Source organism: Pseudomonas sp. P1_A1, from assembly GCF_056406935.1.
The window spans coordinates 76,440-88,490 of the sequence record NZ_JBFTZE010000015.1; the positions used below are offsets into that span (position 1 = coordinate 76,440).

Below are 12,051 nucleotides of genomic sequence, written 5' to 3' on the forward strand. Positions count from 1 at the left end.
GTGGAGCGAGAGACTTTGCGGGGGATCAAAAAGGAAAGAAGTCGGGAAAGGAGGTGTTTGGTGTAGGGGAAATCGCTAAATCATCGCGGCGCCCTCGGCAGAGGATTTTGTATCCGCCAGGCATTGCCCGTTGCTCTCGACCAATCGCGCTCGCTATGCTGCTGAACCCTTTAATCCATCACGGATCCGGCCGTACCTGGGCCGTCCTGGGATGTCATGAGAAAACGGATCAGATGCGATGAGTGCACCCTTGGATGAGTTCGGTCCGATCAAGGCCGTGATTTTCGATATGGACGGTTTGCTGCTGGACACCGAGGGCATTTACACCGAGGTCACGTCCATCATTGCCGAACGCTATGGGCGGACCTTCGACTGGAGCGTCAAACAGAACATCATCGGCCGTGGCGCGGGTGATCTGGCGCGCTATGTGGTCGAGGCGCTGGACCTGCCGATCACCGCCGAAGAGTTTCTGGTGATCCGCGAGCCCTTGATGCGCGAGCGTTTTCCGACGGCGCTGGCGATGCCCGGCGCAGAGGAACTGGTTCGGCACTTGAAAGCCAACAACATTCCTATCGCGGTGGGCACCAGTTCTTCGCGTCAGTCGTTTGGTCAGAAAACCACTTTGCACCGCGACTGGTTCGCGCTGTTTGACTTCATTGTCACTGCTGACGACCCGGAAGTGGGTGCGGCGAAACCGGCGCCGGATATTTTCCTGACGGCGGCACGACGCCTTGGGGTCGCGCCTCGGGATTGCCTGGTATTCGAGGATTCGCCGTTCGGCGTCACTGCAGCCAAAGCGGCAGGAATGACGGCGATTGCGGTCCCGGATGCGGCGATGGCCGACGAAAAGTACGCACACGCCGATGGCATTCTTCGTACGTTGAAGGCGTTCAAGCCCAGTGCATGTGGCTTGCCGGCGCTTGAATGGGGCTGACCATTCGATAATCCCTGACACAAAAAAACGCCGGCAATTGATTGCCGGCGTTTTGTTTCAGTCGAGCGGTGTATCAGGCGCCGAAACCACCGTCGATGGTCAGGCTGGCACCGGTGATGTAGCCAGCTTCGGGACCTGCGAGATAAGCGACGAAGCTGGCGATTTCTTCCACGTTGCCATAACGACCCACAGCCATCAGCGGGATCAGGCTATCAGCGAAGTCGCCGCTGGCGGGGTTCATGTCAGTGTCGACCGGGCCCGGTTGCACGTTGTTGACGGTGATACCCCGCGGGCCGAGGTCGCGAGCCAGGCCTTTGGTCAGGCCGACCAGCGCCGATTTGCTCATGGCGTACGGGCCGCCACCGGCGAAGGGCATGCGCTCGGCATTGGTGCTGCCGATGTTGATGATGCGACCGCCTTCGGTCATGTGGCGGGCGGCTTCCTGGGTGGCGATGAACACACTGCGTACGTTGATGGCCAGGGTCTGGTCGAAGTCTTCGAGTTTGAAGTCTTCCAGCGGTGCGATGGCCAGGACACCTGCGTTGTTGACCAGGATGTCCAGGCGACCGAAGGCCTCGACGGTGGCGTTGACGGCATTGCGAATGGCAACGGCATCGGCGCTGTCGGCCTTGATGGCCAGGGCTTTGCCGCCGGCGGAGATGATGCTGTTTTGCAGGTCTTCGGCTTTGGCGGTAGAGCTGACATAGGTGAAGGCGACGGCTGCGCCTTCCGCGGCCAGGCGTTTGACGATGGCAGCACCGATGCCGCGTGAACCGCCTTGAATCAGAGCTACTTTACCGCTGAGGTGTTGAGTGGTCATGTCGATCTCCAGAAGTTCAAGGCAGGCTGCCTTGTTGTCGGAGTCGAGTATCGGCTTCGCATTACCCTGCGGGTAGACCGTGATTGCTATAGTCTGTGTAAACCAGAAGTTTATAGTGGCGCTTATGGAAACCTTCAGCAGTATCGAATGCTTCGTGCGCAGCGCTGAGGTCGGCAGCTTCGCCGAGGCTGCGCGGCGCTTGAGCCTGACGCCTGCTGCGGTGGGCAAGAGCGTCGCCAAGCTGGAGGCGCGACTTGGGGTGCGGCTGTTCCAGCGCAGCACGCGTAGCCTGACGCTGACCGAGGCCGGCCAGCTGTTTCTCGGCGAAGTCAGCGCCAGCTTGCACACGATCCAGAATGCCGTGGCCAACCTGGCCAGCGCCGAAGGACGCCCGGCGGGAACGCTGAAGGTCAGCATGGGTACGGTGTTCGGGCGTTTGTACATCGTGCCATTGCTCGGAGAGTTTTTGCGGCGCTTTCCGGCGATCAATCCCGACTGGCATTTCGACAACCGTCAGGTCGACCTGATCGGCCAGGGGTTCGATGCGGCGATTGGCGGTGGATTCGAACTGCCCCAGGGCGTGGTGGCGCGCAAGCTGACGCCCGCCCATCGGGTGCTGGTGGCTTCAACTGGGTATCTGGCCATGCACGAGGCGATCGTCGAACCCGATGACCTTCAGCACCATGATGGCATCTTGATACGGTCGCCGCAGACAGGGCGTGTGCGTTCCTGGCAGTTGACCTGTCGCAACCGGCAACACAACCCGCTGACGCTCAAGGCGCGGATGACCATGAGCGATTCGGAAGCCGCCTGCGCTACCGCCACTCAGGGTTTAGGCATTGCGTTGGTGAGCATGCCATTCGCCGTGGGCTATCTGGACGCCGGAACCTTGCAGCGAGTGTTGCCCGACTGGTACGTCGACGACGGCAACATCTCCATCTATTACGCCGAGCACAAACTGCTGCCGGGCAAGACCCGGGCGTTTGTCGATTTCATCATTGAACAGTTTGCCGAGCAGGGGTTGAGGCAGCGGTTTAGTGCGTTTTGAACAAACCACTGGAACGAGTCCTCACCTCCAGCGCAGGTGTTGTCTTCTGCTCTGGAAGTGAGGGATCGTAAAACAACACTTCATTGTTCTGTTAATGATCGGTAAGGACAACAACGCTTCGGCTTAACGATCAGTACTAAGGGCACCAAGTCGGACCACATGCCAATTGAATGCGGGGGTGTTTTGATGCGTTTTTTAAGGCGGTCGCCGATAGAAAAACGGTTTGTTTTACGGCAATTGCGTTGCGCGCAGCATTCGATGATTTGCCTGGTGTTGACGCCAGACAGGTGCCGACAGATTTAGCATTACTATTGATACATAACTGTTGCGCGGCGCTTGCCGAGGTGGTGTGTAGCATCACCAAGGCACAGCCGAGAGTTAATAGAGTGACGATACGAGTAGGTAACGTTTTCATGTTCAACTTTCCTGGGTTTGTGCAGTAGGAGCAATTCGTTACTACCCAATCCGAATCGCGTGGACTCTAGAGTTACTTGCAAACCGCCGGTGGCACAACTGTCAGAACTATCAGGTACAGAACGAGTGTAACAATGCTATTTATCAGCTTGTAAATGGCTCGACAGCTCTAGAATCATGTGTTTGTACTAATGGTGGAGAATTACCGTATTTTCTCGAGCGGACGAGCGGGAGGCAGACCGACTAACGGCTGCCCATAACAGCAGTGCAACAGTCACCGCCCAAACCGTCCCGCCCAACCAATAATGCTCTTCGGCCGAGGCGTCGCATACGTCCGCACTTTCGACGTCGACAACCCCAACCGCACCAGTGATTCGGCAATGGTCACCGCCGCCGTCACGCCGTCCACCACCGGTACGCCGGTGCGCTGACGAATCTGTTCATCCAGCCCGGCCATGCCGCCACAGCCCAGGCAAATCACCTCGGCCTTGTCCTCGCTCACCGCCAGTTCCGCCTGGCGGACAATCGCCTCCAGCGCACGCTCAGGATCGGATTCCAGCTCCAGCACCGCCAGCCCACTGGCCCGCACTGATGCGCAGCGGTCCCAGAGCCCGGACAATTTGAGGCGATCCTCGATCAGCGRCACGGTGCGGTCCAGGGTGGTGACCACCGAATAGGCATGGCCGAGGAACATCGCGGTGCTGGCGCCGGCATCGGTGATGTCCACCACCGGCACGTTGAGCAACTCCTGCAAACCTTCGCGGCCGTGCTCGCCATAGCCGGCCTGGATTACCGCATCGAAGGGCTGATCGTAGGACATGACCCGGTCCATCACGGCGATGGCGGCCAGGTAGCTTTCGAAATTGCCTTCAATGGAGTCGGCGCCGAAATGCGGGGTCAGGCCGATGATTTCCGTGCCGGGCGCGGCCACGGACTGCGCTTGACGGGCGATGGCCTGGGTAATGGATTCGGTGGTGTTGACGTTGACCACGAGAATTCGCATGGGAGGTCCTTATAGCGAGTGGTTTGCGGCCCAATGTCACCGGGCCGCCAAGAGGATTAATGGCTGACGTTATCGACCGCGATGGCTTCACCACTGACATCGGCGTAGTAAGGCTGCCGTTTGGCGATGATCAGGTAGAGCATCCCTGCAATCCCGGCGCCAATCAGCCAGGAGAATGGCGAGACGCTGTCGAAACCTGGCACCAGGGCCAGGACAATGGCGATCAAGGCTGCCGGAATGAACGCCGCCACGGCGCGCAAATTGACTCCGTGACTGTAGTAATAATCGCCATCGGGATCTTCGCTGTACAACTGCGGCACATTGATCCGGCCTTTCCGTACCTGCCAATAGTCGACCATGATCACCCCGTACAACGGGCCGAGCAGGGCGCCGAGGCCGGACAGGAAATATACGATCACCAGCGGGCTGTTGTAGAGGTTCCACGGCAGGATCAGCACCGCGATGGTCGCGCTGATCAGACCGGCGCGGCGGAAGGTCAGGTACTTGGGTGCCAGATTGCTCAGGACAAAGGCCGGGGCCACGAAGTTGGCCATGATGTTCACCGCCACGGTGACAATCAGGAACGCCAGGCAACCGAGTACCAGAAAGAAGGTGTTGGGAATCGACGCGATGATCTCGGTCGGGCTTTCGATGATCCGGCCATTGATCTGGAATTGCGCACCGCACAGCAGGACGGTGATCCCGGCGAATACCAGAATGTTGACGGGCAGGCCCCAGAAATTTCCGACCCGGATGGTCTTGCGGCAGGGAGAAGAGCGGGCGAAGTCGCAGAAATTGAGGATCAGCGTGCCGTAGATCGACAGCCACAAGGCGCCGCCGGCAAAGATATTGCGCCACATCTCACCGCCACTCAGCGGTTCGCGAATCGACCAGGCGATGGTGGCGTTGGCCTGGAAGTACATCCAGCCGGCGAGGGCGGCGACGGTCAACAAAATCACCGGGCCGGCAAACGCCTCGTAGCGTCGCACCATTTCCATGCCATAGGCCAGGATCGCCAACTGCACGAACCAGATCGCCACGAAACACACCCAGCCCAGGCTCGACAGCCCGAGTATCGAGTTGTGGTCGTAATCGGCGAGCCCGGGATGCACCGCCGTCAGCAATACGCGAAAGACCACCGAAGCCAGGTACGTCTGAATCCCGAACCAGGCAATGGCGATAACGGCGCGAATCAATGCGGGAATCTGCGCCCCGTGGATGCCGAAACTGATGCGGCTGATCACCGGAAACGGCACACCGGTTTTCTGGCCCATGTAACCGGAAAGGTTCATGAAGCAATACACCATCGCTGCACCGATTCCCAGGGACAACAGAATCTGCCAGCCGCCCAGGCCCAACGCGTACAAGCCAATGGCGAAAGAGTAGTTGGCAATGTTGTGCACATCGTTTGTCCACAGGGCAAAGATGCTGTAACGGCCCCAGCGCCGACCTTCGGCCTTGGTCGGCGCGAGGTCCTTGTTGTGCAGGCGGGGGCTGAGCACGACGGGTGGTTGAAACGTTTGATCGTGAATCACGGAGGTAGAAAGAGGAGAGGGCAGATCCAGCGCAATATTGTTATTGGGGAGGCTAGTACGCATTCCGGCAGGCTCCTGAAGCTCGTTGCCGCGATGACTGTGCATGAGCGTGGGCTCGACAAATCTTCGTCGCGGGTGGGAGAGCATCATTGGTTACGGGGCATCTGCAGCCTGTACGGGATAGGGCGCTTCAGGCTTGCGGATCTAAAGTGTGTGTATGTTCATGTATTTATTGTATACAAAACATGTGTTCACTTAAGCCAGATGTGTGCCAGTCGGTGATCTATAAAATTTAACGCTAATTTCGTTTTGTTATTGATTGAAGATAAGTAGTTGAAAAAAAGACGATATAAATTGACCGATTGAACAGGTATTTATTTTGGGCGGGGTTTTGTCGGAGTGGTCGATTGAGGAAGTCAGGACTGGGGAATGTAACTTTTTGGGGCGATGAAACTAAAAGTGCACACAGATATGGCACTTATGGTGACATTTCTGTGTACACATTTTTAAGATCAAAAGATCGCAGCCTGCGGCAGCTCCTACAAATGAACACCATTCCCCTGTAGGGGCTGGCGAAGCCTGCGATCTTTCAGGCTTTGGACTTGCTGATGATGTTCCCGGCATGCAGCCCGCATTCTTTCTGCGTGGCTTCTTCCCACCACCAACGACCTTCGCGCTCATGCTGGTTCGGCAGCACCGGACGGGTGCAAGGCTCGCAACCAATGCTGATGAATCCGCGTTCATGCAGGCTGTTGTACGGCAGCTCCAGCATGCGGATGTAACCCCAGATCTCTTCGCTGGTCATCTGTGCCAACGGGTTGAACTTGTACAGGGTACGTTCCGGGGTGGAAAACGCGGTGTCGATTTCCAGCACCGCGACGGCGCTGCGGGTGCCCGGGCTCTGGTCCCGACGCTGGCCGGTGGCCCAGGCGGTCACGCCAGACAGTTTGCGACGCAGCGGCTCGATCTTGCGAATGCCGCAGCACTCGCCATGGCCATCCTTGTAGAAACTGAACAGGCCTTTTTCCTTCACGAAAGGCTCGAGCTTGCTGTAGTCCGGCGACACCACTTCGATATCGATCTTGTAGTGCTCGCGCACCTGCTCGATGAAGCGGTAGGTCTCGGGATGCAAGCGGCCGGTGTCGAGGCTGAACACTTTGACGTTCTTGTTCAGCTTCCAGGCCATGTCCACCAGCACCACATCCTCGGCGCCGCTGAAAGATATCCACAGGTCATCGCCGAACTCGGCGAACGCGAGTTTCAGGATGTCCTGGGCGGATTTGTTGGCATAGGTCGTGGCGAGTTCCACGACATCGAACGATGGGCTCATCAGGGCGGCTTCCTACAGGTCGGTGGCGCTGGGCGCTCTATATGCGTCGATGGTAACAAAATCCTGCGGCGGCTGGCGCGTCCTCTGCGTTGCACAGAGGGGGACGAGTCGCTAGAGTTCGGCAGTCCTTTTGCTCGCTCGACTCATAAATAATACTAATGGGAGTGTCTTGTGGAAATTGCCTGTCTGGATCTTGAAGGTGTGCTGGTCCCGGAAATCTGGATCACCTTTGCCGAAAAAACCGGGATCGAGTCCCTCCGGGCCACCACTCGGGACATTCCCGACTACGACGTGTTGATGAAGCAGCGCCTGCGGATTCTCGACGAGCATGGCCTGAAGCTCTCCGACATTCAGGAAGTGATCGCTACGCTCAAGCCTCTGGAAGGCGCCAGTGAATTTGTCGACTGGCTGCGTGAGCGCTTTCAGGTGGTGATTCTGTCGGACACCTTTTACGAATTTTCCCAGCCGCTGATGCGTCAACTGGGCTTCCCGACGTTACTTTGCCATCGTCTGATTACTGACGATGCCGGTCGGGTCACGGGCTATCAGTTGCGTCAGAAAGATCCCAAGCGTCAGTCGGTTTTGGCGTTCAAGAGCCTCTACTACCGAGTAATTGCGGCGGGTGATTCCTACAACGACACCACGATGCTGGCCGAGGCGGATGCCGGGATTCTGTTCCATGCGCCGGACAATGTGATTCGCGAGTTCCCGCAGTTCCCGGCGGTGCACAGCTTTGCCGAGTTGAAGCAGGAATTCATCAAGGCTTCGAATCGCAATCTGAGCTTGTAAACCCGATCTGTGGCGAGGGAGCTTGCTCCCGCTCGGCTGCGCAGCAGCCGCATGCGTTATATCTGACGATATGCGGTGTCTGGTTTGGGGGGCGCTTCGCACTGGAGCGCCAGCCCGGCCCAGCGGGAGCAAGCTCCCTCGCCACATAAAAGTGCGGTATCAGAGGTTCTGCAACGTATCGAGCAGCACCTTCACCTTGGTAATCGATTCCTGATACTCCGCCTGCCAATCCGAATCCGCGACGATCCCGCCACCCCCCCAGCAGCACACCTGCCCGTCCTTGACCAGCAAGCTGCGAATGGCGATGGAACTGTCCATCTCCCCGCGTACGTCCAGATACAGCAATGAACCGCAATACAACCCGCGACGGGTCGGTTCCAGTTCATCGATGATCTGCATGGCGCGAATCTTTGGCGCGCCGGTAATCGAGCCGCCGGGGAAGCTGCCGGCGATCAGATCCAGCGCATCCTTGTCATCCGCCAGTTCACCGGTAACGCTGCTCACCAGGTGATGCACGTTCGGATAGCTTTCCAGGCTGAACAGCTCCGGCACCCGTACCGAACCGATGCGGCAGGTACGACCGAGGTCGTTGCGCAGCAGGTCGACGATCATCAAGTTCTCCGCGCGGTCCTTGGGGCTGGCCAGCAGTTCGGCGGCGTTCGCCGCATCTTCGGCAGCGGTCAGCCCGCGGGGGCGAGTGCCTTTGATCGGGCGGGTTTCGACGTGGCGCTCGCTGACTTTGACAAAGCGCTCCGGCGACAGGCTCAGCACCGCGTCGCCGTCGGGCAGGCTCTGGAAGCCGGAAAACGGTGTCGGGCAAGCCGCCCGCAGCGCGCAATAGGCCGCCCACGGATCGCCCTGGCATTGGGCGCGAAAGCGCTGGGCGAAGTTGACCTGATAGCAGTCGCCAGCCTGGATGTACTGCTGAATGCGTTCGAAGGCTTGCCGATAGTCGTCAGCGCTCAGGTCGGCGCTCATCGGGCCGTCCAGCTTGAATGGCTGGATGTTCTCGGTGGTGGGCTGAGTGAACAGTTCGATCAGCCGTTGTTGCTCGCTATCGATCAGCGTCGGGTGGAACACCAATTGGCTGGTAGCCAGATGGTGATCGCTGATCAGCGCCCAGTCATACAGCCCGAAGCGCGCGTCGGGCAATTGCAGATCGTCCCGCGCCTGGCTCGGCAGGTTCTCCAGATGCCGGCCGAAGTCGTAGCTCAGGTAGCCGATCAGGCCGCCGGCGAAGGGCAAGTCGTCAGGGACGGTTGCTTCACCGAGCCGTGTAAGGTTCTTGCGAAGGCGTTGCAGGAAATGGCTGCCGCTTTCATCCGGCAACACGGCCAGTTGCTCCAGCGGCCAGGCGCTGAGCAGGTCAAAACGCCCGCGTTCGGCACTCGGCCGGCCGCTGTCGAGCAGCACGGCACCGGGGGCATGACGAATCGCCGTGAAGTACTCGGCAGGGTTGGCGCGATAGGGCAGCGGGTGTACGGAACAGGTCAACATGGGCGGGGCAGATCAGCCAACGAGGCGGGAGAGCGATTGTAGTCCTCTGCAGGATTTGCTCCTAGAGGGGATGTCGGCAAGAGATACATCTGCGGCGAGGGAAGTTTGCCTGTGGCGAGGGAACAAGCTCCCTCGCCACAAAGAGCCAGAGGGATCAGCCCTCAACCGCCGGAATATGCCCAAACAATTCCTGAACGAACGCCACACGTTCCTGCGCCGTTTCGGTGATCCCGCGCGCCTTCAGCTCTTCGAGTCGCGCCTCGACCGCGTGGGTACGGGACGTCAGCCCGCAATCGTTGGCGATCTGAATGTTCAACCCAGGCCGGGCATTGAGCTCAAGAATCAGCGGCCCTTTCTCCTGGTCGAGCACCATGTCGACACCGATGTAGCCCAGCCCGCACAACTCGTAACAGCCGGCGGCCAGTTTCATGAAACCGTCCCAGTAGGGCAGTTGCACGCCGTCTACCGCGTTGGTGGTGTCCGGGTGTTTGTTGATGATGTTGTTCAGCCAGGTGCCGCGCAATGTCAGGCCGGTGGCCAGGTCGACACCGACGCCGATGGCGCCCTGGTGCAGGTTGGCCTTGCCGCCGGACTGGCGGGTCGGCAGGCGCAACATGGCCATCACCGGATAGCCCATCAGCACGATGATGCGGATGTCCGGCACACCTTCATAGCTGATGCTTTTGAAGATCTGGTCTGGGGTCACGCGGTATTCGATCAGCGCACGGTCGCGGTGCCCGCCCAGGGAATACAGGCCGGTGAGGATGCTCGAGATATGGTGCTCGAGTTCCTCATGGTCAATGATCTTGCCGGACACTGTGCGATAGCGCCCCTCGAACCGGTCGGCAACCACAATGATGCCGTCGCCGCCGGCGCCCTGGGCCGGTTTGATCACGAAGTCGGTGCGCCCGCCGATGATCTCCTTGAGGTTATCGATTTCCTTCTCGGTGGAGATCACGCCGTACAGCTCCGGCACGTGAATGCCGGCGGCAATGGCGCGTTCCTTGGTGATGATCTTGTCATCGACGATCGGGTACAGGCTGCGCTTGTTGTACTTGAGCACGTAGTCGGCGTTACGCCGATTGATCCCCATGATGCCCCGGGCCTCCAGGGCTTTCCAGGTCTTCCAGAGACCGAACATCAGGCGTCAGCCTCTTTCAGGAAAGCCTTGAAACGCACCAGTTCGGTCAGGCGGTAACCACGATAGCGACCCATGGCCAGCATGAAAGCCACCAGAATCAGCAGGACCGCCGGGAAGGTGAACACGAAGTACACCAGCTCCGGCACGCTCATGATCAGGTGCGCCAGGGAGGCGGCGAACAGCGTGCCGATCGCCACTTTCATGGCATGGCCGCCACCGCGCTCTTCCCAGGTGATCGACAGGCGTTCGATGGTCATGGTCAGAATCACCATCGGGAACAGCGCCACCGACAACCCGCGCTCCAGGCCGAGTTTGTGGCTGAACAGGCTGATCGCCGCGATCAGCACCACCACGAAGGTCAGCACCACCGACAATCTCGGCAGCATTTGCAGTTTCAAGTGCTCAAGGTAGGAACGCAGCGACAGCCCCAGCGCCGTGATAATGGTAAACAGCACGATGCCGAAGCCGAGCTGGGTTTCCCGGAAGGCGAGGGCGATCAGCACCGGGGTAAAGGTGCCGAGTGTCTGGATGCCGATCAGGTTGCGCAGGATCAGGATCACCAGCACGCCGATCGGGATCATCACCATGATCATGAAGGTCTGCTGGGTTTGCAGCGGCAGGCCGTACAGCGAGTAGTCGAGGAAGTTGGCGTCGGAGTTTTCGTCAGTCAGCTTGGCCAGGCGAATGGCGTTCATTTCGCTGTTGTTCAGACTGAAGGTGACGTTGGCTTTCTTGCCGCCATCGACAGTGATCAGGTTTTCATCGCCGGTCCACCACAGCAAGCGGTCGGTGGGCAGGCCCTGTTCGCCGGTTTCCGGGTTGAAGTACAGCCAGTCGGTGCCGTTGAAGCTGCGCAGCCAGAGCTCAGGCATTTGCGGCTGATCGGCCACCAGGCGGATGGTGTGGACCTTTTCCACCGGTACGTGGGCGATGGACAGAACCAGCTCGACGATTTTGGCTTTGTTCGCGGTGGACGGATCGCCGGCCAGCAGCAGTTTCACGTTGTCGTCGTTGAGGTTGTTGACACGCTTGATGGCTTCGCCGATGAAAGTTTCGACGTCAGCCGAATGCTGACGGATCGGCGCGAGCAAGGCTTCGGCGGCGATTTTTTCCGGGCCTTCGACGGCGATGCTGTCGCGGAAGGTCGCCCCTTTGACCTTGGATTTTTCGCCGGTGTAGCGCTTGGTCAGCACCAGACGGTAATAAAGGGTCTGGTTGCCCTTGGCCCGACGCGCCGACCAGGTGACCTTGCGGTTGCCGTCGACACGGTTCACTGCCACACCGTAATTATTGGAAATGAAACTCTCGTTAAGGCTCACGTAGTCGCGGCTCAGCGGCGGCACGAACATCTGGATCTTGATCGGGTCTTTGGCGTTGGCGACGAACTCGACCTTGGCGTCGATGTTCCACAAATCATCGGTGGCGTCTTCAGTCACCGGAATACCGAGCACGAAAATCTGATAGGCCGTAACTGAAATGCCCAGCACCACCAGGATGGCGATCAGCAATTTCAGATGGAGGGTAAGAGAGCGCATTGGAA

The 12,051-nt window shown here is 59.0% G+C and carries 11 protein-coding genes; 3 read left to right on the top strand and 8 right to left on the bottom strand.

Annotation, left to right across the window (positions count from 1 at the left end):
* The first annotated feature begins 238 nt into the window (after nucleotides 1–238).
* The gene (locus tag AC1D2Q_RS21265) at nucleotides 239–934 is read left to right on the top strand and encodes an HAD-IA family hydrolase (RefSeq protein WP_018925242.1); all 696 of its coding nucleotides are present in this window, start codon (nucleotides 239–241) and stop codon (nucleotides 932–934) included.
* A 73-nt stretch (nucleotides 935–1,007) separates the two neighbouring features.
* Here the strand turns inward: AC1D2Q_RS21265 and AC1D2Q_RS21270 are convergent, their stop codons facing one another.
* Nucleotides 1,008–1,754 carry a 3-oxoacyl-ACP reductase family protein gene (locus AC1D2Q_RS21270; RefSeq protein ID WP_477814441.1) on the bottom strand — a complete coding sequence of 249 codons (747 nt, stop codon included), beginning with the start codon at nucleotides 1,752–1,754 and terminating at the stop codon, nucleotides 1,008–1,010.
* A gap of 124 nt (nucleotides 1,755–1,878) precedes the next feature.
* Between AC1D2Q_RS21270 and AC1D2Q_RS21275 the strand changes: the two genes are divergently transcribed.
* The gene (locus AC1D2Q_RS21275) at nucleotides 1,879–2,802 is read left to right on the top strand and encodes a LysR family transcriptional regulator (protein WP_477814442.1); all 924 of its coding nucleotides are present in this window, start codon (nucleotides 1,879–1,881) and stop codon (nucleotides 2,800–2,802) included.
* A gap of 136 nt (nucleotides 2,803–2,938) precedes the next feature.
* Here AC1D2Q_RS21275 and AC1D2Q_RS21280 read toward each other — a convergent pair whose 3' ends face one another.
* The 4 genes from AC1D2Q_RS21280 to AC1D2Q_RS21295 form a co-directional block, all read right to left on the bottom strand.
* Nucleotides 2,939–3,217, bottom strand: a complete 279-nt coding sequence (locus AC1D2Q_RS21280; protein WP_477814443.1) for a hypothetical protein — start codon at nucleotides 3,215–3,217, stop codon at nucleotides 2,939–2,941.
* Between the two features lie 273 nt (nucleotides 3,218–3,490).
* A complete protein-coding gene (locus tag AC1D2Q_RS21285; protein ID WP_477814444.1) occupies nucleotides 3,491–4,219 on the bottom strand; it encodes an aspartate/glutamate racemase family protein in 729 nt (242 codons plus the stop codon).
* A 56-nt stretch (nucleotides 4,220–4,275) separates the two neighbouring features.
* Nucleotides 4,276–5,817, bottom strand: a complete 1,542-nt coding sequence (locus AC1D2Q_RS21290) for an NCS1 family nucleobase:cation symporter-1 (RefSeq protein WP_477814445.1) — start codon at nucleotides 5,815–5,817, stop codon at nucleotides 4,276–4,278.
* Nucleotides 5,818–6,343: 526 nt separating this feature from the next.
* Nucleotides 6,344–7,084 carry a phosphoadenylyl-sulfate reductase gene (locus AC1D2Q_RS21295; RefSeq protein ID WP_007942164.1) on the bottom strand — a complete coding sequence of 247 codons (741 nt, stop codon included), beginning with the start codon at nucleotides 7,082–7,084 and terminating at the stop codon, nucleotides 6,344–6,346.
* Nucleotides 7,085–7,255: 171 nt separating this feature from the next.
* Between AC1D2Q_RS21295 and thrH the strand changes: the two genes are divergently transcribed.
* Nucleotides 7,256–7,873, top strand: a complete 618-nt coding sequence (thrH, locus tag AC1D2Q_RS21300) for a bifunctional phosphoserine phosphatase/homoserine phosphotransferase ThrH (protein WP_477814446.1) — start codon at nucleotides 7,256–7,258, stop codon at nucleotides 7,871–7,873.
* A gap of 159 nt (nucleotides 7,874–8,032) precedes the next feature.
* Here the strand turns inward: thrH and pabB are convergent, their stop codons facing one another.
* The 3 genes from pabB to rloB all read right to left on the bottom strand — a co-directional run bounded on the left by pabB (nucleotide 8,033) and on the right by rloB (nucleotide 12,046).
* On the bottom strand, nucleotides 8,033–9,370 hold the full coding sequence (gene pabB / locus AC1D2Q_RS21305; protein WP_477814447.1) for an aminodeoxychorismate synthase component I: 1,338 nt from the start codon (nucleotides 9,368–9,370) through the stop codon (nucleotides 8,033–8,035).
* 154 nt (nucleotides 9,371–9,524) lie between these two features.
* The gene (locus tag AC1D2Q_RS21310; protein WP_138866058.1) at nucleotides 9,525–10,511 is read right to left on the bottom strand and encodes an alpha-L-glutamate ligase-like protein; all 987 of its coding nucleotides are present in this window, start codon (nucleotides 10,509–10,511) and stop codon (nucleotides 9,525–9,527) included.
* Nucleotides 10,511–12,046: an osmotic stress tolerance membrane protein RloB gene (gene rloB, locus AC1D2Q_RS21315; RefSeq protein WP_477814448.1), complete on the bottom strand. Its 1,536-nt coding sequence runs from the start codon at nucleotides 12,044–12,046 to the stop codon at nucleotides 10,511–10,513. Before rloB ends, AC1D2Q_RS21310 begins: the two co-directional genes overlap by 1 nt.
* Nucleotides 12,047–12,051: the final 5 nt, after the last annotated feature.

Excerpts from the sequence above, each read along its gene's own strand:
- AC1D2Q_RS21265 (WP_018925242.1), top strand. The coding sequence starts at position 239 with ATGAGTGCACCCTTGGATGAGTTCGGTCCGATCAAGGCCGTGATTTTC.
- AC1D2Q_RS21270 (WP_477814441.1), bottom strand. The coding sequence starts at position 1,754 with ATGACCACTCAACACCTCAGCGGTAAAGTAGCTCTGATTCAAGGCGGT.
- AC1D2Q_RS21275 (WP_477814442.1), top strand. The coding sequence starts at position 1,879 with ATGGAAACCTTCAGCAGTATCGAATGCTTCGTGCGCAGCGCTGAGGTC.
- AC1D2Q_RS21280 (WP_477814443.1), bottom strand. The coding sequence starts at position 3,217 with ATGAAAACGTTACCTACTCGTATCGTCACTCTATTAACTCTCGGCTGT.
- AC1D2Q_RS21290 (WP_477814445.1), bottom strand. The coding sequence starts at position 5,817 with ATGCGTACTAGCCTCCCCAATAACAATATTGCGCTGGATCTGCCCTCT.
- AC1D2Q_RS21295 (WP_007942164.1), bottom strand. The coding sequence starts at position 7,084 with ATGAGCCCATCGTTCGATGTCGTGGAACTCGCCACGACCTATGCCAAC.
- pabB (WP_477814447.1), bottom strand. The coding sequence starts at position 9,370 with ATGTTGACCTGTTCCGTACACCCGCTGCCCTATCGCGCCAACCCTGCC.
- AC1D2Q_RS21310 (WP_138866058.1), bottom strand. The coding sequence starts at position 10,511 with ATGTTCGGTCTCTGGAAGACCTGGAAAGCCCTGGAGGCCCGGGGCATC.
- rloB (WP_477814448.1), bottom strand. The coding sequence starts at position 12,046 with ATGCGCTCTCTTACCCTCCATCTGAAATTGCTGATCGCCATCCTGGTG.